Origin of the sequence: Actinokineospora baliensis (assembly GCF_016907695.1) — a bacterium.
Classification (GTDB): Bacteria; Actinomycetota; Actinomycetes; order Mycobacteriales; family Pseudonocardiaceae; genus Actinokineospora; species Actinokineospora baliensis.
Genome location: NZ_JAFBCK010000001.1, coordinates 7,525,731 through 7,545,061, shown reverse-complemented (window position 1 = coordinate 7,545,061; position 19,331 = coordinate 7,525,731). Strand labels below are relative to the sequence as shown.

Below are 19,331 nucleotides of genomic sequence, written 5' to 3'. Positions count from 1 at the left end.
ATAATGGTGCGGTGCCCACCTACGAGTTCCGCTGCCGCGAGTGCGGCTCCACCTACGACGTCAACCGCCCCATGATCGCGGCCAACGACCCGGCCCCCTGCCCCGAAGGCCACGACGACACGGTCAAGCTGCTCACCATGGCGGGCTTGTCGGGTCGTGCTGGAGCGCCCCAGGCGGGCGGCGGCTGCTGCGGTGGCGGCTGTTGCGGCTGACCAGGCGATTCATGGCTGACCCGTGCTGAGCAGCCCCCGATATACAGCTTACCGGGGAGGGGCGATGGAACGGGGTGGGTGAGGTGCTGGCCTGTGGACAACTCGCTGTGGATGGCGGTATCGCGAGCGATGTGCGCGGCGCCGGTTTTGAGCAGCCCCCGAATCAATTCTACCGAGGTGGGCCGACGAAACGGGGCTGCGTGGGTGAGGGCTGTGGACAACTCCGGCTCGACTCAGTGGCATTGGTGTCGACCGCCTCGCGAGTTGTCCACAGGCCAGCATCTCGCCCACCCCGTTCTGTCGTCGCGCCTCGGTAGAATTGATTCGGGGGCTGCTCAGCACGGGTATCCCTGGTCAGTGCTTATGGTGCTGTCAACACCACAGGGCCGTCCTCCGTGATGGCCACCGTGTGTTCGACGTGGGCGGCTCGGCTGCCGTCGACTGTGCGGAGGGTCCAGCCGTCGGGGTCTGTGGTGAAGGGGTCGGCGCCTGCGTGGAGCATGGGCTCGATGGCGATGACCAGGCCGGGGCGTAGGCGCATACCGCGGCCGGGGCGGGCTTCGTTGGGGACGGAGGGGGACTCGTGCATCGCGCGGCCGATGCCGTGGCCGCCGAAGTCCGGGGGGATGCCGTAGCCAGCGCCGCGGGCGATGGTCGCGATGGCGTGGCCGATGTCGCCGAGGCGGTTGTCGGGGGTGGCGGCGGCGATGCCCGCGGCCAGGGCGCGTTCGGCGGTGTCGATCAGCTTGAGGTCGGCCGGGTCAGGCGTGCCGACGACGAAGGACCTCGCCGCGTCGCCGTGCCAGCCGTTGAGGTGGGCGCCGAAGTCGATGCTCACCAGGTCGCCGTCGCGCAGGGGGGTGTCGTCGGGGATGCCGTGCACGATGGCGTCGTTGACCGAGGTGCACAGCACCGCCGGGAACGGGGTCGGGGCGAAACCGGGCACGTACCCCAGGAACGACGAGCCCGCGCCCCGCGCCGCCAGCACCCCGCGCGCCACCCCGTCGAGCTCCAGCAGCGTCACCCCCACCGCCGCGGCGGCCTGGACCTGCGCCAACGCCTCGGCCACGACCTGACCCGCCACCCGCATCGCCGCCACCTCGGCGGGCGTCTTCAACTCAATCATGCGGATAACTATACCGGTATTTCTATCCCACGCTAGGATGGGCCCCATGGTGCGCCCCCCGCTCAGCGACGACGAACGCCAGCGCGGCGAACTGCTTGGTGCCGTCCTGCGCGCGGCCAGGGGGGACCGCAGCATGGTCGACATCGCCGCCGCCGCCGGGATCTCGGTGGAAACCCTGCGCAAGATCGAGCGCGGCCGAGTCCCCACCCCCGCCTTCTTCACCGTCGCCGCCATCGCGGGCGCGGTGGGGCTGCCGCTGGAGAACCTGCTCGCCCGCACCGCGCCGGAAGAAGTCGGGAAACTCACCGCATAGAAGCAGGCCCGGATCGCCTACTGGCCCTTCGCGACCAGGACGACCGTGTTCGTGCCCTTGGCCAAGTACGCCGTGGCTGACCAGCCGCCGTTGGAGAAGGCGTCGTCCAGCGCCGGGCCGGTCAGGTAAGGCCCCGCTGGCAGGTGTTCCCGCAACCCCTCCACCACCGCTGGCGCCTCAGCCTCTTCCCGCGTCCCCTGCGACACCTTCGCCACCAAGGACTCGGGCACCGTCACGATGGCGTCGATCCAGTACGTCGACGGGCCCGGTACGCGGTCGTCGCCGAGGGTGCCGGACATCCACTGGGCCGCTTCCGCCGAGGACAGGGCGGGGAAGCGCTTGGTGAGCGGCTCCAGGTCGGTGCGCAGTGCTCCGGTGCCGGACTTGGTGGGCATGGCTGGTCCCTTCTCCGGCGCTGCGGTGCCGCAGGCGGTGATCAACAGCAGCAGGGCTGCGGCGGCGAGGCGGGTCACCTGGCGCGGTTCCTTCCTGGTTCCCTCGGGTTGTCCGGCGTCGGGCCGCGGTCGCGTTCGGTGCCGAACACCATCTGGTCTCTGGGCATGGCGTCGCCGGTGAGACTCGTCGGCGGGTTGCCCAGTTCCCAGGTGACCGTCTTGGTCATGCTGCCGTGCGTGTCGAACGGCTTGGCCCAGCCTATTTCGGTGAACCGGCCGTTGCCGTTGTCGGAGGCGCCGGTGGCGATGTCGGCCTGGCCGCGATTGAAGTTGTACCGGTCCTGCCCCTCCACGGTGACGACCATGGTGACCTTGTTGCCCTCGACCTTGACGTTGCCGTGGCTCCAGATCTGGTACCCGCCGACCGCCTTCTGCCAGTTCTGCGTCTCCGGGTACTGCTGCGCGCCGCTGGGCGCGCCGGTCATCGAGAAGTCGGTGCGGCCGGACCGGATGAGCTCCTCGGCGGCCCGCGCGGCCCTGGTCACCTCGGAGTCGACACCTCGGCGGATGCCGGAGTCCTCCCGATAGGCCTTCTCGTAGTCCCATTCCTTGGGTGTGCCGGTGTTGTCCCAGTAGTGCTCGTACATCTTGGTCGCGTCCGGCATCAGCCCAGCGAGCTGCGCCGCCCGCAACTGCGCCAGCCACCTCGCCTTCGAGAGGTGGTCGGTGAGCCCGGACTCCTCGGAGTCGTAGACGAAGTCCTCGTCGAACTTGATCGTCGGCTTCTCCGGCGGACCCGTGTGGTACTTGCCGTCGGCGGTCGTGGTGATGTCGGCGTCGGCGAGGGTGGTGGCGCCGTGGTCGCTGACCTTGCCCGCCGCAGCGGTGGCCAGGGCCTGGGCGAGCCGGTCGTCGATCTCCTTCGCGGCGGACATCGCGCGGGTGACCCGTTCGGCCAGCGACTGGGCGATGCGCGGCCGGTTCTTGTCCTTGGACCCCGGGTCGCCGTCGCGGATCGAGCCGTCGGGGCCGATGCCGAACCGGTTCGCGCGCGCGACGTCCTCCAGTTCGTCGAGCTCGCGCCGCAGTTCGATCACCGCGTCAGCCGCGTCCTGCAAGGCCTTCTGCACGTGGGCGGCCTCGGCGACGGTGTGCTCGGCGCGGTCGCGCAACCCGGCGAGGGTGCCGCGCGCGCCCGTGGCGTTCTTCCCGTGCCACACCAGCGGTCCGAACGACATGTCGAGCTCGTCCTGCAAGCCCAGGATCCGCTCTTTGCGCCCCCGCACCGCCTGCGCGGCGTCTTCGAGTGCGTCCGGGTTCCACGAGCGGACGGCGGCGTACGAGGTCATTTGAAGAACCCCAGCATCCCGCCGACCAGGCTGAAGTCCTCCACGGCGGAAGCCTCGTCCTTGTCGTACCCGTCGGCCGAGGTGGTCAGGTTGCCGCTGAAGGTGGTGATGTCGGCCGACCACCCGCGCAGCCGCTGGTCCCACGCGGTGGCCAGGGCCTTGGCCTGACCGGCCGACGCGGACCCGGGCATCGCCTCGGCGACCGGTGACACCGACTCGCCCAGCCTGACCTGACCTGCCTGCTCTCCCGCCGAGCCAGCGGCTTTCGCCGCCCGGCGTAGACCTTCGACGTTGACGTCGTAGCCGTCCATGGTCCTCCCCACGCGGTGCGTGAGGCGAAAACTAGGGGTTGCCCGACCACGACCCGAGGGGTTCGCGGGCCGATCACCCGGTTGGCCGCGAACGCCCCCGGGACAGCCGAAGGGCCGCCACAGCCCGTGGCGGCCCTTCGGTGAACACGGCTCAGCCGGGCAGGATCGCGCCGATCTCGGCGCCCGCCTCCGGCCCGAAGGCGTCGGCGATGCGGGCCACCGCCTCGGCCTTGTCGTAGGTCCACTCCTGCGGCCCGTCGGCCTCCAGCACCAGCACCGCGACCATCGACCCCAGCTGCGCGCACCGGTCGAGCCCCAGGCCCTGGGTCAACCCGGCCAGGAAACCCGCCCGGAACCCGTCGCCGACGCCGGTCGGGTCGACCTTCGCCTTCTCCGGCACCGCGCCGACGTTGAGCGACGTGCCGTCCTTGGTGACGATCTCCACGCCCTTCTCGCCCAGCGTGGTGATCCGCAGCCCGACCCGGTCCATCACCTCCGCCTCCGACCAGCCGGTCTTGCGGCGCAGCAGCTCCCACTCGTAGTCGTTGCTGAACAGGTAGTCCGCGCCGGTGATGAACTGGCGGATCTGCTCGCCGTCCATCCTGGCCAGTTGCTGCGAGGGGTCCACGGCGAAGGTGTAGCCGCGCTCCCGGCTCTCCTGGGCGTGGCGCAGCATGCCCTCGGGGTCGTTCGGGCTGATCAGCACCAGGTCGAGGCCGCCGACCCGCTCGGCGATCGGGGCCAGCTCGATCTGCCTGGCCTCGGACATCGCACCCGCGTAGAACGAGGCGATCTGGCACAGCTCGTCGTCGGTGGTGCACACGAAGCGGGCGGTGTTGGCGACCTCGGACACGTGCACCCCGGAGGTGTTCACCCCGTGCCGCTCCAGCCAGGACCGGTAGTCGGCGAAGTCGTCACCCACCGCGCCGACCAGCACCGGGGAGGTCCCCAGGACCCCGAGCGCGAAGGCGATGTTGGCCCCGTTGCCGCCGCGGCGCACGACGAGGTCGTCGACGAGGAAGCTCAGCGAGATCCGGTGCAGCTGTTCGGTGACGAGTTGCTCGGCGAACCGACCGGGGAAGTGCATCAGGTGATCTGTGGCGATGCTTCCGGTGACGGCAACGGGCACGGGGCCCCTCCTGTTTCCTCGGCCCGGCGACGCCCGATCGGCGTCGAACCCGGGCTCGGCGCGGTCATGCGGATCGACCACCCACCCGGGTGGTCCTCAGGTCACCGTTGAACACTACCGCTTGGTACGCCTGGGAACCGCCGCCAACCGCGCCTACATTGCGACAAATGAGCGCACCGAGGCAGCTGCCGGACACGATGGACGAGTTGATCGCCGACTGCGCCGGGCTGCCGCCCGTGCTGACCCAGCGCCGCCCTGAGCTGCCGCTGCCCCGCCTGCCCAAGCCGTGGCGGGTCGACGAGGCCTGCCACGCCCAGGTCGCCGACCTCGACGAGTACGTCTAGCGGGATCCGGACACGCAAAAGGCCGCGACCCCTGGGGGCCGCGGCCTTTCGGTGTGGATCAGTGGAACGAGTCGCCGCAGGCGCAGCTACCGCCCGCGTTCGGGTTGTCGATGGTGAAACCCTGCTTCTCGATCGTGTCGACGAAGTCGATGGTCGCACCCTGCACGTACGGGGCGCTCATCCGGTCCACGGCGACCTTCAGGCCACCGAAGTCGCGGAACAGGTCCCCGTCGAGGGTGCGCTCGTCGAAGAACAGCTGGTAGCGCAGGCCCGCGCAGCCACCGGGCTGCACGGCGATGCGCAGGTGCATGTCGTCGCGGCCCTCCTGCTCGAGCAGGGCCTTGGCCTTCTCGGCGGCGGCGTCGGACAGTTCGACACCGTGGGTCGCCGCCTCGGTGCCAGTCTCCTGAGCGGTGGTCATCGTTCTCCCTGGGAATGGGTCCTACGCGGGCACGTACCCGGCACAACAGCGTTCGCCCGGACTTTGTTCCGGTCTACCTCACCCCATGGTGACATACCCGGGTGACATCGCGGCGGTGATGCGCTCAGCGCCACTGCTGGGCGACGTGTTCGGCCAGGTCGGAGAGGGTTCCGATGGGGTCAGCGAAGGCCGCGTCCAGGGAACCGGCGTGGTCGGCGACCGAGTGGGTTTCGGCCACGCCCACTGAGCCTGCTTGGCGGCGGCCTACGGAGACCTGGCCCGCTAGGACGACGCAGGGGACGCCGCGGTCGGCGGCGGCGCTGGCCACCGAGGTGACGAGTTTGCCGCGTAGGGACTGCCAGTCGAAGCTGCCTTCGCCGGTTATCACCAGGTCGGCGCGGTCTAGGGCGTCGTCCAGGCCGGTCGCCGCGCGGACCACTGAGGCGCCGGACAGGACGGCGGCGCCCAGGGCCATGAGGGCGAAGCCGAGACCGCCCGCGGCGCCTGCGCCGGGCTCGTCGCGGGGGTCGCGGCCGAAGCGGGTGGCTACCTCGGTGGCCCAGGCGGCCATGCGGGCCTCTAGGCGGGCTACGGCGGCTGGGTCGGCGCCCTTCTGAGGGGCGAAGGTGGCTGCGGCGCCGTGTGGGCCTAGCAGGGGGTTCTCGACGTCGGCGGCGGCGAACAACTCGGGCAAGGGGCCGTCGAGGACCTCCAGGGCGCCTCGGCCGCCGTCGGTGGTGGCGGAGCCGCCCAGGCCGATCACCACGCGGGACACGCCTGCGTCGCGCGCGGCCAGCACGAGCTCGCCGACACCCCGCGTGGTCGCCGTCTCGCAGGACTCGGCGCGGCGGTCGGCGGGCACCAGGTGCAGGCCTATGGCCTCGGCCGACTCCAGGTAGGCGACGTCCTCGTGGATGAGCCACTGGGCGTCGACGGGGTCGCCGAGCGGGCCGGTGACCGTGGTCACCACCCGCCGCGCACCCAGGGCGGCGAGCAGGACCGAGGCGAACCCGGGACCGCCGTCGGCCAGGGGGAAGGTCGACAGCCGGTGGCCGGGGGCGCCCCGCTGCCAGCCGTCGGCGATGGCGGTGGCGGCCTCCGCCGAGGTGAGCGTGCCGCCGAAGCTGTCGGGGGCGATAACGACTCGCACGGGCGCAGCGTAGCCACCGACGGGCTTGTCCTACCCTTGTCCACGTGAGGTTCCTGCGCCGCAACTCCGCTGACAGCCCCGACGCCGACCCGGTGGAGGACGACGCTGTCACCGTCGGCGACGCCGGACCAAAGGGACACACCCCCGGCAAGGGCAGGCCGACCCCCAAGCGCCGCGAGGCCGAAGGCCGCAAGCGCGGCCCGGTCGCGCCGCCGCCGAAGACCACGCGCGAGGCCATCCGCCGCGCCCGCGGGTCCAAGGAAGAGCGCAAGGAGCTCAACGCCCAGCGCCGCGAGCAGCGCGCCGAGCAGCGCCGCCGCATGGCCGACGGCGACGACCGCTACCTCATGCCCCGCGACCGCGGCCCGGTCAAGGCGTACGTGCGCGACCTGGTCGACAGCAAGCGCAACCTGCTGGGCCTGTTCATGCCGCTCGCTGTGCTGGTGTTCGTCTCGCTGCTGTCCACCTCGCTGGTGGTGCAGCAGTACGCGACCCTGGTCTGCCTGGTCATGCTGATCGCGATGGTCGTCGAAGCCGTGCTCAACGGTCGCCGCGTGGTCAAGCGGGTCCGGCAGAAGTTCCCCAAGGAGACCGTGACCGGCTTCTCGATCGGCTGGTACGCGTTCGTGCGGGCCACGCAGCTGCGCAAGCTGCGCGTTCCCAAGCCTCGAGTCACCCCGGGCACCGCGGTCTAGATTCGGCGGCATGGAGTTTCGTCGTCTAGGTCGTAGTGGTCTCAGCATCAGCGAGATCTCGTTCGGGAACTGGCTCACCCACGGCTCCCAGGTCGAGGAGGACACCGCGCGCCTGCGTGCGGGCCGCCCTCGACGCCGGGATCACGACGTTCGACACCGCGGACGTCTACGCGGGGACCAAGGCCGAAGAGGTCCTCGGCCGCGCGCTGGAGGGGCACCGGCGGGAGAGCGTCGAGGTCTTCACCAAGGTCTACGGGGTCACCGGCCCCGGGCCCAACGACCGCGGGCTGGGCCGCAAGCACATCATCGAGTCCGCGCACGCCTCGCTGCGCAGGCTCAAGACGGACTACGTGGACCTCTACCAGGCGCACCGGTTCGACCGGACCGTGCCGCTGGAGGAGACCTTCCTCGCCTTCGCCGACCTGGTCCGCCAGGGCAAGGTGCTCTACGTGGGCGTCTCCGAGTGGACCGCCGACCAGATCACCCGCGGCGCCGCGCTGGCGCGTGAACTGCACGTGCCGCTGATCTCCAACCAGCCGCAGTACTCGATGCTGTGGCGGGTAATCGAGGACCAGGTCGTACCCGCCTCCGAGCGGGAGGGCCTCTCGCAGATCGTGTGGTCGCCGATCGCGCAGGGCGTGCTGACCGGCAAGTACCTGCCGGGCTCGCAGCCGCCCGGCGGATCGCGGGCCACCGACGACCAGGGCGCGAAGATGATCTCGCACCTGTTGCGGGACGAGGTGCTGGTCGCGGTGCAGAACCTGCGCCCGCTGGCCGAGGAGGCCGGGCTGTCGCTGGCCCAGTTGGCGATCGCCTGGGTGCTGCAGAACCCGAACGTGGCCTCGGCGATCATCGGCGCCTCACGGCCGGAGCAGGTCACGGAGAACGCGGCGGCCGCAGGCAAGAAGCTCGACGCGGACCTGCTGGCGGCGATCGACAAGGTGCTCGACGGGGTTGTGGAGCGTGATCCCCGGTTGACCGTTACGCCGTGAAGTCGAGTATTCGGCGGACGATCTGGTCGTAGTCGTTCGGGCGTCGGAGGAGGTCGTGTCCGGCGCCCGCGATCGTGTCGACGGTGGCGTGCGGCACCAGGTCTTTGAACCGATGGGCGGCGGCAGCGGAGTCGTGGACGACGCTGTTGCCGCCGAAAAGTGCCAACGTGGGCACGCTGATTCCCCGCAGCGCCTCCTCCGCAGGCGTCTTCTGGAAGGGGACGCCGGGGCGGAAGGTGCGGGTGGCGGTGAGGAGGAGCTGCACGTCCGGGCTGTCGTAGATGTCCTCGCCCAGGCACCAGCGGAGGAACCGGCGCCAGACCCACGGGCGGTTGAGGATCGAGGTCAGCAGGCCGAAGGCGGCCACGCCCGTCGAGAACGACGCGGTGACTGTTGTGGGGTCGAGCAGGGTGATGGACTCCAGTCGGTCTGGGCGGTGGATGGCCTGGTTGACGGCGTGCCAGCCGCCGGTGGACGCGCCGACGAGGGGGACCGGGGGCAGGTCCAGCTTGGCGAGGACGTCGTCGAGGCACTGGGCACGGTCTTCGAAGTCGTTGAACCGCAAGGACTGCACGCTGCACCCACCCTCGCCGAGGGTGTCGATCGCATACACGGTCCGGTGTTCGCCGAGGGTCGCGCCCAGCTTCCAGTAGCACGCGGCGGTGGCCAGTAGACCGGGGAGCAGCACGACGGGCGGCCCGGACCCGAAGCGGTACAAGCGGGTCGTGCCGTGCGGCGTCTCGATGTCCAGTGCCGTCAACGGTTCCGGCCACTGCGACATCGCTGTTTCGTACGCCCGCAGGTATTTCTCCCGCGCGGCGGCGTTCTTGAACTGCCCAACTCCTTTGGTTGTCATGTGCCTGAAGGTACGGAGAGCGGGGCGGTCCCGTCTTGGAACCAGGTAAGGTTGCCGGTGGGGGGGGATGACGCATGGCGGATTGGTCGTTGGTGGTCGCGCACCGGGACATCGCGCGCGTGCCGAGCGAACACGTCTTCGGCAAACCGGACCCGCGACTGGCCGGTCTGGTGCTCACCTACGCCGCGCACACCTACCCGGCCGCGACCCCGCCGACCCCGTGGCGCCTGACGCCGTTGACCGTCCTGACAGCGGTCGTCGACCTCGAAACGCCGCGTAGGCGTTTGCCGGACGGCACGGATATCCCGGCGTCACCGGTGCTCGGCCTGCGTGACCGGCCGCTAGACCTGGAGCAGGCCGGTGAATCGCGCGGCATCGGCGTCACCTTGACGCCGCCCGGTGCGTACGCCCTGTTCGGCCTGCCGCTGCGGGAACTGACCAACCTCACCGTCCCACTGGCTGACCTGCTTCGCATAGACCTCCTTCGTGAGCAACTGGCCGAAGCCGCGACCTGGCCCGACCGCTTCCGCTTGCTTGACGCCTACCTGTTGGCCCGCCTCCAGCACGGTCCGGCGTTGACCCGCCCGGTCGAGGGCGCGTGGCGGCGGATGATGTCGGCCCCGGTGTCGGTCGGTGCGCTGGCCGAGGCGAGCGGGTGGACGCGCCAGCACTTCCACGCCCGGTTCCGCGAGCAGATCGGCCTGGCACCGCGCACGGTCGCCCGCATCGCCCGGCTCAACCGCGCGGCCCTGATGCTGGCGCGCCCCGAACCGCCGCCGCTGGCCGAGGTGGCCCACGCCTGCGGGTATGTGGACCAACCGCACCTCAACCGCGACTTCCGCACCCTGACCGGCTGCACGCCGACCGACTACCGGCCCAGCCGCTGAGTCAGGGCGTGCGGGTGTGAGCGTGGACAGGCTTGGTGGCAGCGGTCGGTGGACGCCGACGGACTACCGCCCGAGTCGCTGAGTCGGTTTCCGGTGGGTTCGGTCTAGACCCGGGTGTGTGGATGGGGTTGTGGACAGGCTTGTCGGTGGATGCGTGGGCAGGCCGCGCCGCGATCGAGGCTTCCGCACGGTGGCTGGCTGCACGCCGACCGACTACCGCCCGGGTCGCTCAGTCGGTTAGCGGTGGGCTCGACCACCGTGTGGGCACTGGTGAAGGCCAGCCGCGCTGGCTACGCGTCGCCTTACTGCCGCTCGGGCTGGGTCAGTTGTCGATGGGCTCGGCCCAGATCAGGTGGGCGCGGGTGTGGTCGCGGGTGAACAGGGGGAGTGCGGACTCGGGGGCGGACAGGCTCATCCGGAGCGGGCGGTGGACGCCGACGAGTTCGGTGTGGTCGGGGAAGGCCATGCCCCAGGCGGCGATCCGGGCGTCGGACCGCTCACCGAACTCCTCGACGACGGCGAAGACGCGGGGGGCCTCGGCGGCGACGGTGCCGGTGAGCAGGGCGGCGAACTCGGCTTCGTCGGGGCGGTTGCCGACGGTGGTGGACGTGGTCATAAACTTGCCTCCGTTGCGGGATGAAATACGGCGAGCGATAGCCGGGTGGTGGCCCCAACGTTCACGATTTGCCAGGGGGACCGGCTACCAGGTGCTGTTCAGCTTATTCTGTAGTTCCAGTTTGTATAGTCACCTAAAAGGGTGATGCCGGTGCGGGTCACTCAACGTGATCGTGTGTGGGAGGATCCGGGGCCATGACGAGCCCATCGCGGTCGATCAGCATGCAGCGGCGGCTGCTCGGCGCGGAACTGCTGCGGCTGCGCGAAGTGGCGGGCCTGACCCAGGAGGAAGCCGCCGAGCACCTGGGCAAGGCCGGGAACAAGATCAGCCGGGTCGAGTCGGGCAAGATCGGCATCGACAAGACCGACCTGGACGTGATCCTGCAGCTCTACCGGGCCACCGAGAAGGACCGCCTCTGGTGCATCGAGCTCTCCCGGCTGTCCCGCCCCAAACGCGGCAGGCCCACCGGCGAGACCACCCTCTACCTGGGACCCCGCTGGTTCCGCGCCTTCCGCGACCTGGAAACCGACGCCACCGAGATCATGAGAGTTGGCGCGGAGATCATCCCCGGCAACCTGCAGACAGATGACTACATCCGCGCCATGTTCGAGGCAGAGGGAGTCGACTCGGCAGATCACGTCGTGGACGATGCTCTGCGTGTTCGAGCTGATCGGCGAACTCTGCTGACCCGGGAGGCGGCGGCGGGATTCGCCTTTGTGCTCAGCGAATCAGCGCTGCGCCGCCAGATCGGCGGTCCGTTGGTGATGGCAGCGCAACTGCGGCATCTCGCTGAGATCGCCATGCTGCCGAACGTGACGCTCCAGATCATCCCCTTCGATGCCCAGTCCTACGCCCACTTGTGCACCGACTTCACGTTGTTCCGCTTCGGGCACGAGATGGCTGATGACATCGTCTACCTGGAGATGTACTCCGACGCCGCCTACCTCGACAAGCCGCCGGAGACGGTTCGCCGATACAGGGAGCTGTTTGCAAGGTTGCAGGGGGTAGCCCTCGGGCCGGTGGAATCGCGACACTTGGTGGCGACCGTGGCGGAGCAGTACGCCGCGGTGGCAACCACAGGGAGATGACAGCCATGACTGACTGGGCCAAGGTCACATTCCGCAAGTCCAGCCTGAGCAGCACCAACGGCGGCGAATGTGTGGAGGTGGGCTTCCGTCCGGGCCTGGTTGCTGTTCGGGATTCGAAGTGTCCTGCTGGTGGCCTGGTGGTGTTGCCTGCCGCCGCGTGGGCTGGTCTGTTGGCTACAACGGCGGGGAGCTGATCCCCATGTCCGCTTGGTCGACGGTTCCGTTTCGCAAGCCCAGCCGTAGCGATGTGAACGGGGGAGAGTGCGTGGAGGTGGGCTTCCGTCCGGGTTTGGTTGCTGTTCGGGATTCGAAGTGTCCTGCTGGTGGCCTGGTGGTGTTGCCTGCCAGCGCGTGGGCTGGTCTGTTGGCTACGACCGTGAGGAGCTGATCCCATGTCTGTTTGGTCTGCGGTCCCGTTCCGCAAGTCCAGCCGTAGCGGCACCAACGGCGGAAACTGTGTGGAGGTGGGGTTTCGTCCGGGCTTGGTTGCTGTTCGGGATTCGAAGTGTCCGGCCAGCGGCCTGGTGGTGCTGTCCGCCAGCGCGTGGGCTGGTCTGTTGGCCACGGCCGCGAGGAGCTGATCCCCATGTCCGATTGGTCGACGGTTCTGTTCCGCAAGTCCAGCCGCAGCAGCACCAACGGTGGACAGTGCGTCGAGGTGGGGTTTCGTCCGGGCCTGGTTGCTGTTCGGGATTCGAAGTGCCCCGCCGGTGGCCTGATCGTCCTGCCCGCCACCACCTGGGCCGAGGCCCTGTCCGCCCTTCAGACCTCCTGATCCACCGGCCGCCCGCCCCGAAGGCGGGCGGCCATGGCGATCGCCAGCACCTGGGCGCTGCGGCCCGGCTCGACGAGATCGCCACGACGCCAGGAAGGCGTGGTGACTGAGACCTCCACGCCCATCACCCACCGGGGCTTCATCGCTCGGGACGAGCTGTCCGACGACATCGATCTGGTGGGTGCGGTGGCCGCTCTCAACGCGGGTGGGCTTCAGATCGGGTGGATGTGGGAGCTGGGTGAGACCCGGTCCGATCCTGAGGGTGGGGTGGAGGGGCCGACGCTGGCTTTTGGGGTGCGTAACGCCGTTGGGTTCTTGCAGTGGCACGACAGCCGGGAGGTGCTTGTCCCCACTGTTGGGACCAATGCCGACTGGGTGGAGTACCACAGTGCGGGGATGCACCCCGCGAGCATCCGGCCCCGCGCGGAAGTACCGGTCGAGCTGGTGTTGGCCGCTGTGGTCGAGTACCTCGACTCGGGCGAGCGGCCGACTTGTGTGGACTGGTGTCCGGGCGCCCCGTTGAAGTCACGGTGGTCCGCAGGGTCGCAATAGAACCGAGTCCGTCGCGGGGGTGGTGGGCGCGCTTGATCAGGTAGGTTGGCGCGCACTGGCCGTACGGCGAACGGGGCAAGGGTGCGGATTCCGGTCGCGCTGGTGGTCGGGGTGGCGGCGGTGGTGTTGACCACCCTCGTCGCACAGTGGCAGGCGGTGGTTGCGCTGGTCACGGGGGCTGTGGTGGCCGGGGCGACGCAGGTTGTGGTGGAGGTGTGGAAGCGGCGCAAGGTCCAGCTGGTGGACAACGCCAACCGGGTGCTGGACCGGGTCGTGAGCCAGTTCCCCCGCAAGTACCGCGACCACCTGGCCAGCTCCCTGCGCTACATCGACCAGAAGGGGCTGGCCACCATCGGCGAGGTCAACCCGGACCTCGACGACGTGTACGTCGACGTCAGCATCGCATCGATGGCGCCGCACCAAGCGGACGCGGGGATGCTGCCCGGCGGCCTGAAGGACCCGATGGAGCGGCGCGACCTGGCGCACTTCCTCGACCAGCCGGTGCCCGCGGTGCTCGCCGTGGTCGGGGTTCCCGGTAGTGGCAAGACGACATTGCTCCGGCACACCGCGCGGTCCATCTGCCAGCAGCCGAAGGGCCGCCGCCGCTCCGTCCCGATCCTGCTGTACCTGCGCGACCACGTCGACGCGATCGCCGAGGACAAGACGATCCTGTTACCCGTGCTGGTCCGCGAGTCCCTCGGGCGGCTGGCGGCCAGCGAACCGATCGGGTGGTTCGGCGACCAGCTCGCCGACGGGCACTGCGTGGTGCTGCTCGACGGGCTCGACGAGGTGGCCGGGCAGCGCAACCGGCGGCTGGTGGCGGCCTGGGTGGAGCGGCAGACCACCCAGTACCCGCACAACGACTTCGTGATCACCTCCCGGCGCGAGGGGATCCTGGACGCGCCCATCCACGGCGCCCAGCAACTGCAGACCCGCCGGTTCACCCAGGCGCAGGTCCGGCGGTTCGTGAACCGGTGGTACCTGGCCATGGAACGGGTGAGCTCGAACGACGAAGGGGTCCGCCAGCGCGCCAAGGCCGCCGCCGACGACCTGTTGAGCAAACTCGACTCCGCGCCCGGTCTCGCCGACTTCACCGCCAACCCGCTGCTGCTCACGATGATCGCCAACGTGCACAAGTACCGCGGGGCGCTGCCCGGCAGCCGCACCAACCTGTACAGCGAGATCTGCCAGGTCATGTTGTGGCGCAGGCAAGAGGCCAAGAACCTGCCCACCGGGTTGAGCGGCGACAAGAAAGAGCAGATGCTGCGCGGCTTGGCCTACCGCATGATGAAAGCCGGGGTCGGCGAGTTCAAGCGCGCCGCCGTGCTCGAGGAGTTCAACGCCACGCTGCGCAAGCTGTCCACCTCGCTCACCGCCGAGGACGTCGTCACCGATGTGTCGTCCAACGGCCTGCTGATCGAACGCGAAGAAGGCCTCTACACCTTCGCGCACAAGACTTTCCAGGAATACCTCGCCGCCCGCTACATCAACGAGAACGCCTTGGGCGACGAACTCGTCTACCAGGTCGACGACGCGTACTGGGAGGAGACGATCCTCCTGTACACCACCATGGCCGCGGCCGACGACGTCATCCGGGCATGCCTGGCGTCCGGGTCGGCGAACGCGCTGTCGTTGGCGTTGAAGTGCTTGGAGCAGCGCGACATCCTCGAACTGGAACCCGACGTGCGCGACGAACTGGCGGCGCTGCTGACCATCGAGCGCTTCGACCAGGCGAGCGCCCACCAACGCCGCACCACGGCGACGATCCTGGCGCACCGGTACACGATGTCCTGGGCCCACCCGCGCCGCGGCGTCCGGATCGCCCCGCGCCCGGTGCCCGCCGACATCTACCGCGTCTTCGAACTGGAGCAGGGGCGCACCGGGGAGGGCGATGCGGTTGGCGCGTGCGGGGGCATGTCCGGGGCGCGGGCCGAGCAGTTCTGCCGCTGGTTCAACGACCTGCTCGACAGCGACCAGGCGTACCGGCTGCCTCGGCGGGTCGAACTCGACAACCAGGCAACCTCGGACCTCGACGACTGCCTCGTGTGGGTCAAGGACGAGGCCGTGGGCGTGTGGGCGCGGCACGGGAAACCGCACCTGGTCACGCGTGTCGACCTGTTCAGCGCCCTGCGCCACGACCTCCAACACCTGCCGACTGTGTTTCTGCTCCTCGTCCTCTACGCGTACCGCGTGCACGTGACTTCCGGGCCGCAGCTGTCGAAGGACGCTCTCGCCGAGTTGAGCGAGGTGCTCGGGGCGGCTCTGCGCATCGCGCGCAGCGCGGGTGACGACCGGGTGCTGGTCCCGCTGATCGGACGGCTGGAGCGCGTCGTCAAGGCGTTGGAAGAAAACAGGCAGTGGGGCACCGACTTGGCTGAGATCGCCAAGGAAACCTTCGGCAAGGTGCCGCAGGCGGGACCGCTGCTCTCGGCTAGCTCCTGGGATGAAGCGCACATAGGTAGGCCGTTCGTCACCGCGCTGCTCACGTTCAGCAGCGCGCTCAAACCCGCCCCTGTCCGCAAGTTCATCGACGCGCTGGCGGACGAGTCCGAACTCGCCGCCTGGGAGGAGTGGGACGCTCCGCCGGAAGCACTCGCCGGCCTGCTGCGTGCCGTCCTCACCCGACTGGCCAAGGCGTTCCGAACCGAGCCCTGGCCCCTCCGCGCCATCACCCTGCTGGCCTCGCTGCGCCCCTTGGTCGAAGCGGAGAACCCGGCGGTCGGTCCCAAGGAAGCCAGACTGGCCCGCCTGGTGTGCTTCGGCCTCTCCACCTTCACCAAGTCCGACACCAACGACCTGGCCCTCCGCCTACTCGACGTCGCCGCGGGCTTCACCCTCCTGGAACGCCGCACCGACGGCACCGCCGACTCCCGCGAAACCATCGTCCTGGTCGCCGACTGGTCCAAGATCACCCACGACGCGGGCTAGGCGAGCGCCCGGTAGGTCGGCCACGCTGTGTCCAGCCACGCCGGGTCGAACGCCAGACCGGTCTCGTGTTCGAGCACCGCGAGCAGCTCGGCGTGCAGAGCACCGTCGGTGAACACGACGTCGGTGATCCAAGGGGGGTAGACCTCCCCGGGAGGTGCGGGGTGTTGGACCGTCAACGGGTCGAACGAGGCCGTCAGCTGCCCATCGGCGGCTTGGGTGACCTTGTAGTTCGCGTTCAGGTTCCAGAAGACGCTGAGGAAGGTGCCGTTCCCCGCTGAGGCCCGTTCAGCGACCCCGGCCGCTTTGCCCCGCCAACCGTTGTTCTCCACAACCACGACGTGCTCGCCGACTTCCTGCACCCGCAGGAGAGACACCGCCCCCAGTTCGCCCGGCCCCACCGCCGCCTCAGCGAACGACAGCCGCCCCACCAGTGTGTCGCCCCCATAGGCCCGCACAACCTGGCCGACCGACCGCCCACTGGTGACAGCCACGGTCCACGCCAGATCAGCATCCTCGTCGGCCCACCGGTATCGGCGCACCCGCTCAAGGCCTAGCACTGAACCACCCGAACCTCCTGCCCCGCCCACGGCCCTGTGGCGATCCTGGCCGGATTGGCGATCACCACCAGGTAGGCGTCTCCCTCGTTGATCGGCAAGTGCTGGTAAGCGGCACTGATCGTGCCCCCTTGGCAGGATCGCGGGCTTGCCCTCGCCCGAGGCGAGCTTGATGTTGCGCGAGATGAACGGCATCCGCGCGGCATCGATGAAGATCACATTGAGGTCGCCGCACTGGCGGGTGGTCAGCGTGATCCGGGCAGTGCACTGCCTCGCCTGGGTCTCCCCGTCGCCGCGGGCTTCACCCTCCTGGAACGCCGCACCGACGGCACCGCCGACTCCCGCGAAACCATCGTCCTGGTCGCCGACTGGTCCAAGATCACCCACGCCTCGCGAGACGCCTCGTAGCGGTCCGATGCTGCGCAAGAGGCCGCCTTCCCCGTGGGGAAGGCGGCCTCTGGGCACGGCCTCAGATCTTGACCGGGTAGTGCGGTTCCGGGATGACCGGGGTGATCCGGCGTTCGATGAAGATGCCGTGCCAGAGCATGAAGACGAGGAGGGCCCAGATCCGCCGACTGTGGTCGAGGGTGCCCGCCCGGTGCTCCTCCAGCAGCCGCATGACCGCGTTCTTGTCGATGAGGGCGTCGGTTTGGGACGCCATCACGATGTCTCGGGCCCAGTCGTACATCTCGTCTTTGAGCCAGAGTCGGATGGGCACCGGGAAGCCGAGCTTGCGGCGGTTGAGCACGTGCGCCGGGACGACCTTGCGGAGGGCCTGGCGGAGGGCGAACTTGGTGGTCTCCTTGGTGATCTTCTGCTCCAGCGGCACCTCGGCCGCCACGCGGAAGACCTCCGGGTCCAGGAACGGCACCCGCAGCTCCAGCGAGTTCGCCATGGTCATCTTGTCCGCCTTGACCAGGATGTCGCCGCGCAGCCAGGTGAACAGGTCCACGTGCTGCATCCGGGTCACCGGGTCCCAGGACACCGACTCGCGGTAGTGCGGGGCGGTGATGTCGCGGTGGCTGGTGCCCGGGTCGAACGTGCGCAGGACGCCGCGCAGTTGGTCGTCGCGGAAGATTCGGGCGTTGCCGTAGTAGCGGTCCTCCAGGGACAGGGAACCTCGGCGCAGGAGGTCCTTGCCGCGGGTGCCCTCGGGGATCTTCGCGGAGACCCGGCCCATGAACTTGCGCAGGGAACCCGGCACCCGCTCGAACGGCGCCAGCGACAGCGGCTCGCGGTAGATCGTGTACCCGCCGAACAGCTCGTCGGCGCCCTCGCCGGAGAGCACGACCTTCACGTGCTTGCGGGCCTCGCGGGCGATGAACCACAGCGGCACCAGCGCCGGGTCGGCCACCGGGTCGTCGAGGTACCAGACGATCAGCGGCAGGGCGTCCATCATCTCCTGCGGCGACACCGTGCGGACCACGTGCTTGACCCCGATCGCGGCGGCCGACTCCGCGGCGACGTCCACTTCGGAGTAGCCCTGGCGCTCGAAGCCGGTGGTGAAGGTCACCAGGTCCGGGTTGTGCTCGCGGGCCAGCGCGGCGATCGCGGTCGAGTCGATGCCGCCGGAGAGGAACGAGCCGACGGTGACGTCGGCGCGCATGTGCATCCGGACCGAGTCGGCCATCACGTCGGCGATCCGCTGGTAGAGCGCCTCGGCGTCGGCCGGGCCGCGCACCGGGGTCGGCGAGAACCTCGGCTGCCAGTAGCGCTTGGTGACCGGCTCCTCGCCGGGGACCAGGGTGAAGCAGGTACCCGACTCGATCCGGTGAACCGCCGAGTGCAGGCTGGCGGGCTCCGGGACGTACTGCAGCGTCAGGTAGTGCTGCAGCGAGCGGCGGTCGAGCTCCAGCCGCGCGCCGATCAGCGGCGCGAGCTCCAGGACCGACTTCTTCTCGCTCGAGAACGCCACCCCGCCGGGGCCGCTGGCGTAGAACAGCGGCTTGATGCCGAACGGGTCGCGGGCGCCGAACAGGGTCTGCTTCTGCGAGTCCCAGATCAGGAACGCGAACATGCCCCGCAGCCGGGTGACGGCCGCCTCGCCCCAGTAGTGGTAGGCCGCCACGATCGTCTCGCCGTCACCATCGGTGACGAACCGGGCGCCGTGCCGCTCGGCCAGTTCGGCCCGCAGCTCCAGGTAGTTGTAGATCTCGCCGTTGAACAGCAGCGTGTACCGCTGCGGCGACTCCGGCGGCCCCCACGGCAGCGGCTGGTGGGAGTGCTCGATGTCGATCATGGACAGCCGGTTGAAGCCGAAGACGACCTCACCGCCGGTCCACGTGCCACTCTCATCCGGGCCGCGGTGGCGCTGGCAGCGCATCGCCGCCCCCACCGCCGACCGCGCCGCGGCGGCGTCCATCTCCGAAGGGCAGACCAGGCCAAGCAGACCGCACACGCTTCTCGCGCACCTCTCGTGTCGAGCCGGGGTGTATCTGGCGGGGAAGACGCAAGTATGCCGGGCGGGGTTGCCCGGCGGGGACCAGGCCGACCCCTGCGCGCAGCGTCACCGCCCGGTGCGACCCGGCTCCGATCACCCCTCGGGGGGTGTGGCCCACGTCGCTGGGCTAGGCTCCGCAGTGCTCCCCACGAGCGACGATCCGCGCTGTCCAGCACCGGGTTCGCCGCCCGCGCGGGG

General features: G+C 69.6%; 24 protein-coding genes and 1 pseudogene. 14 read left to right on the top strand and 11 right to left on the bottom strand.

The features are described from left to right. Positions 1-11: 11 nt before the first annotated feature. Entirely contained in the window at positions 12-212 is a 201-nt protein-coding gene (locus JOD54_RS33250) for an FmdB family zinc ribbon protein (RefSeq protein WP_204455877.1), read from the top strand. A 361-nt stretch (positions 213-573) separates the two neighbouring features. Here the strand turns inward: JOD54_RS33250 and map are convergent, their stop codons facing one another. Further along, on the bottom strand, positions 574-1,338 hold the full coding sequence (map, locus tag JOD54_RS33245) for a type I methionyl aminopeptidase (RefSeq protein ID WP_204455876.1): 765 nt from the start codon (positions 1,336-1,338) through the stop codon (positions 574-576). A gap of 46 nt (positions 1,339-1,384) precedes the next feature. Here map and JOD54_RS33240 point away from each other — a divergent pair, with 46 nt between their 5' ends. Continuing rightward, a complete protein-coding gene (locus JOD54_RS33240; RefSeq protein ID WP_204455875.1) occupies positions 1,385-1,651 on the top strand; it encodes a helix-turn-helix domain-containing protein in 267 nt (88 codons plus the stop codon). Positions 1,652-1,668: 17 nt separating this feature from the next. On the opposite strand, the gene JOD54_RS33235 is transcribed toward JOD54_RS33240, so the two are convergent. The 4 genes from JOD54_RS33235 to JOD54_RS33220 all read right to left on the bottom strand — a co-directional run bounded on the left by JOD54_RS33235 (position 1,669) and on the right by JOD54_RS33220 (position 4,793). Further along, positions 1,669-2,124, bottom strand: coding sequence for a hypothetical protein (locus JOD54_RS33235; RefSeq protein WP_204455874.1), 456 nt, complete (start codon positions 2,122-2,124; stop codon positions 1,669-1,671). Next, positions 2,121-3,395, bottom strand: a complete 1,275-nt coding sequence (locus JOD54_RS33230) for a hypothetical protein (RefSeq protein WP_204455873.1) — start codon at positions 3,393-3,395, stop codon at positions 2,121-2,123. The genes JOD54_RS33235 and JOD54_RS33230 overlap by 4 nt, the downstream gene beginning before the upstream one ends. Beyond that, the gene (locus JOD54_RS33225) at positions 3,392-3,706 is read right to left on the bottom strand and encodes a hypothetical protein (RefSeq protein WP_204455872.1); all 315 of its coding nucleotides are present in this window, start codon (positions 3,704-3,706) and stop codon (positions 3,392-3,394) included. Before JOD54_RS33225 ends, JOD54_RS33230 begins: the two co-directional genes overlap by 4 nt. A gap of 151 nt (positions 3,707-3,857) precedes the next feature. Beyond that, positions 3,858-4,793 carry a carbohydrate kinase family protein gene (locus JOD54_RS33220; RefSeq protein WP_204456988.1) on the bottom strand — a complete coding sequence of 312 codons (936 nt, stop codon included), beginning with the start codon at positions 4,791-4,793 and terminating at the stop codon, positions 3,858-3,860. A gap of 209 nt (positions 4,794-5,002) precedes the next feature. On the opposite strand from JOD54_RS33220, the gene JOD54_RS33215 reads away from it, so the two are divergent. Then, a complete protein-coding gene (locus JOD54_RS33215; protein ID WP_204455871.1) occupies positions 5,003-5,179 on the top strand; it encodes a hypothetical protein in 177 nt (58 codons plus the stop codon). Positions 5,180-5,237: 58 nt separating this feature from the next. Here the strand turns inward: JOD54_RS33215 and JOD54_RS33210 are convergent, their stop codons facing one another. Together JOD54_RS33210 and JOD54_RS33205 are read right to left on the bottom strand one after the other, a co-directional pair. Further along, positions 5,238-5,600, bottom strand: a complete 363-nt coding sequence (locus JOD54_RS33210) for a HesB/IscA family protein (protein ID WP_204455870.1) — start codon at positions 5,598-5,600, stop codon at positions 5,238-5,240. A 124-nt stretch (positions 5,601-5,724) separates the two neighbouring features. Further along, positions 5,725-6,750, bottom strand: coding sequence for a glycerate kinase family protein (locus JOD54_RS33205; protein WP_204455869.1), 1,026 nt, complete (start codon positions 6,748-6,750; stop codon positions 5,725-5,727). A gap of 44 nt (positions 6,751-6,794) precedes the next feature. Between JOD54_RS33205 and JOD54_RS33200 the strand changes: the two genes are divergently transcribed. Together JOD54_RS33200 and JOD54_RS33195 are read left to right on the top strand one after the other, a co-directional pair. Further along, complete coding sequence (locus JOD54_RS33200; RefSeq protein ID WP_204455868.1) at positions 6,795-7,445, top strand: DUF3043 domain-containing protein; 651 nt, start codon at positions 6,795-6,797, stop codon at positions 7,443-7,445. A 10-nt stretch (positions 7,446-7,455) separates the two neighbouring features. Further along, positions 7,456-8,437, top strand: a pseudogene (locus JOD54_RS33195) (aldo/keto reductase family protein). Here JOD54_RS33195 and JOD54_RS33190 read toward each other — a convergent pair. After that, a complete protein-coding gene (locus JOD54_RS33190; protein WP_204455866.1) occupies positions 8,427-9,293 on the bottom strand; it encodes an alpha/beta fold hydrolase in 867 nt (288 codons plus the stop codon). The pseudogene JOD54_RS33195 and the gene JOD54_RS33190 overlap by 11 nt on opposite strands. A 74-nt stretch (positions 9,294-9,367) precedes the next feature. On the opposite strand from JOD54_RS33190, the gene JOD54_RS33185 reads away from it, so the two are divergent. Beyond that, the gene (locus JOD54_RS33185; protein WP_204455865.1) at positions 9,368-10,180 is read left to right on the top strand and encodes a helix-turn-helix transcriptional regulator; all 813 of its coding nucleotides are present in this window, start codon (positions 9,368-9,370) and stop codon (positions 10,178-10,180) included. 322 nt (positions 10,181-10,502) lie between these two features. On the opposite strand, the gene JOD54_RS33180 is transcribed toward JOD54_RS33185, so the two are convergent. Continuing rightward, entirely contained in the window at positions 10,503-10,796 is a 294-nt protein-coding gene (locus JOD54_RS33180; protein ID WP_204455864.1) for a hypothetical protein, read from the bottom strand. A 194-nt stretch (positions 10,797-10,990) separates the two neighbouring features. Between JOD54_RS33180 and JOD54_RS33175 the strand changes: the two genes are divergently transcribed. The 7 genes from JOD54_RS33175 (at position 10,991) to JOD54_RS33145 (ending at position 16,139) form a co-directional block, all read left to right on the top strand. Then, the gene (locus JOD54_RS33175; protein ID WP_204455863.1) at positions 10,991-11,884 is read left to right on the top strand and encodes a helix-turn-helix domain-containing protein; all 894 of its coding nucleotides are present in this window, start codon (positions 10,991-10,993) and stop codon (positions 11,882-11,884) included. Next, positions 11,881-12,078 (top strand): DUF397 domain-containing protein, encoded by a 198-nt coding sequence (locus tag JOD54_RS33170; RefSeq protein ID WP_307860474.1) that lies wholly within the window; start codon positions 11,881-11,883, stop codon positions 12,076-12,078. Before JOD54_RS33175 ends, JOD54_RS33170 begins: the two co-directional genes overlap by 4 nt. Positions 12,079-12,083: 5 nt before the next feature. Further along, positions 12,084-12,272: a DUF397 domain-containing protein gene (locus tag JOD54_RS33165; protein ID WP_204455861.1), complete on the top strand. Its 189-nt coding sequence runs from the start codon at positions 12,084-12,086 to the stop codon at positions 12,270-12,272. 4 nt (positions 12,273-12,276) lie between these two features. Beyond that, complete coding sequence (locus tag JOD54_RS33160) at positions 12,277-12,465, top strand: DUF397 domain-containing protein (RefSeq protein ID WP_204455860.1); 189 nt, start codon at positions 12,277-12,279, stop codon at positions 12,463-12,465. A gap of 5 nt (positions 12,466-12,470) precedes the next feature. Then, entirely contained in the window at positions 12,471-12,659 is a 189-nt protein-coding gene (locus JOD54_RS33155) for a DUF397 domain-containing protein (protein ID WP_204455859.1), read from the top strand. Between the two features lie 102 nt (positions 12,660-12,761). Beyond that, a complete protein-coding gene (locus tag JOD54_RS33150; RefSeq protein ID WP_204455858.1) occupies positions 12,762-13,211 on the top strand; it encodes an Imm1 family immunity protein in 450 nt (149 codons plus the stop codon). Between the two features lie 81 nt (positions 13,212-13,292). Continuing rightward, positions 13,293-16,139, top strand: coding sequence for an NACHT domain-containing protein (locus JOD54_RS33145; RefSeq protein ID WP_204455857.1), 2,847 nt, complete (start codon positions 13,293-13,295; stop codon positions 16,137-16,139). Here JOD54_RS33145 and JOD54_RS33140 read toward each other — a convergent pair. After that, on the bottom strand, positions 16,136-16,678 hold the full coding sequence (locus JOD54_RS33140) for a DUF6461 domain-containing protein (protein ID WP_204455856.1): 543 nt from the start codon (positions 16,676-16,678) through the stop codon (positions 16,136-16,138). The genes JOD54_RS33145 and JOD54_RS33140 overlap by 4 nt on opposite strands. A 138-nt stretch (positions 16,679-16,816) precedes the next feature. Between JOD54_RS33140 and JOD54_RS33135 the strand changes: the two genes are divergently transcribed. Continuing rightward, positions 16,817-17,101 carry a hypothetical protein gene (locus JOD54_RS33135; RefSeq protein ID WP_204455855.1) on the top strand — a complete coding sequence of 95 codons (285 nt, stop codon included), beginning with the start codon at positions 16,817-16,819 and terminating at the stop codon, positions 17,099-17,101. Between the two features lie 61 nt (positions 17,102-17,162). On the opposite strand, the gene asnB is transcribed toward JOD54_RS33135, so the two are convergent. Beyond that, positions 17,163-19,091 carry an asparagine synthase (glutamine-hydrolyzing) gene (gene asnB / locus JOD54_RS33130; protein ID WP_204455854.1) on the bottom strand — a complete coding sequence of 643 codons (1,929 nt, stop codon included), beginning with the start codon at positions 19,089-19,091 and terminating at the stop codon, positions 17,163-17,165. Positions 19,092-19,331: the final 240 nt, after the last annotated feature.

Coding starts and splice junctions, on each gene's coding strand:
- JOD54_RS33170 (WP_307860474.1), top strand. CDS start 11,881: ATGACAGCCATGACTGACTGGGCCAAGGTCACATTCCGCAAGTCCAGC.
- JOD54_RS33210 (WP_204455870.1), bottom strand. CDS start 5,600: ATGACCACCGCTCAGGAGACTGGCACCGAGGCGGCGACCCACGGTGTC.
- JOD54_RS33220 (WP_204456988.1), bottom strand. CDS start 4,793: ATGCACTTCCCCGGTCGGTTCGCCGAGCAACTCGTCACCGAACAGCTG.
- map (WP_204455876.1), bottom strand. CDS start 1,338: ATGATTGAGTTGAAGACGCCCGCCGAGGTGGCGGCGATGCGGGTGGCG.
- JOD54_RS33165 (WP_204455861.1), top strand. CDS start 12,084: ATGTCCGCTTGGTCGACGGTTCCGTTTCGCAAGCCCAGCCGTAGCGAT.
- JOD54_RS33240 (WP_204455875.1), top strand. CDS start 1,385: ATGGTGCGCCCCCCGCTCAGCGACGACGAACGCCAGCGCGGCGAACTG.
- JOD54_RS33180 (WP_204455864.1), bottom strand. CDS start 10,796: ATGACCACGTCCACCACCGTCGGCAACCGCCCCGACGAAGCCGAGTTC.
- JOD54_RS33155 (WP_204455859.1), top strand. CDS start 12,471: ATGTCCGATTGGTCGACGGTTCTGTTCCGCAAGTCCAGCCGCAGCAGC.
- JOD54_RS33160 (WP_204455860.1), top strand. CDS start 12,277: ATGTCTGTTTGGTCTGCGGTCCCGTTCCGCAAGTCCAGCCGTAGCGGC.
- JOD54_RS33190 (WP_204455866.1), bottom strand. CDS start 9,293: ATGACAACCAAAGGAGTTGGGCAGTTCAAGAACGCCGCCGCGCGGGAG.
- JOD54_RS33230 (WP_204455873.1), bottom strand. CDS start 3,395: ATGACCTCGTACGCCGCCGTCCGCTCGTGGAACCCGGACGCACTCGAA.
- JOD54_RS33185 (WP_204455865.1), top strand. CDS start 9,368: ATGGCGGATTGGTCGTTGGTGGTCGCGCACCGGGACATCGCGCGCGTG.
- JOD54_RS33225 (WP_204455872.1), bottom strand. CDS start 3,706: ATGGACGGCTACGACGTCAACGTCGAAGGTCTACGCCGGGCGGCGAAA.
- JOD54_RS33215 (WP_204455871.1), top strand. CDS start 5,003: ATGAGCGCACCGAGGCAGCTGCCGGACACGATGGACGAGTTGATCGCC.
- JOD54_RS33175 (WP_204455863.1), top strand. CDS start 10,991: ATGACGAGCCCATCGCGGTCGATCAGCATGCAGCGGCGGCTGCTCGGC.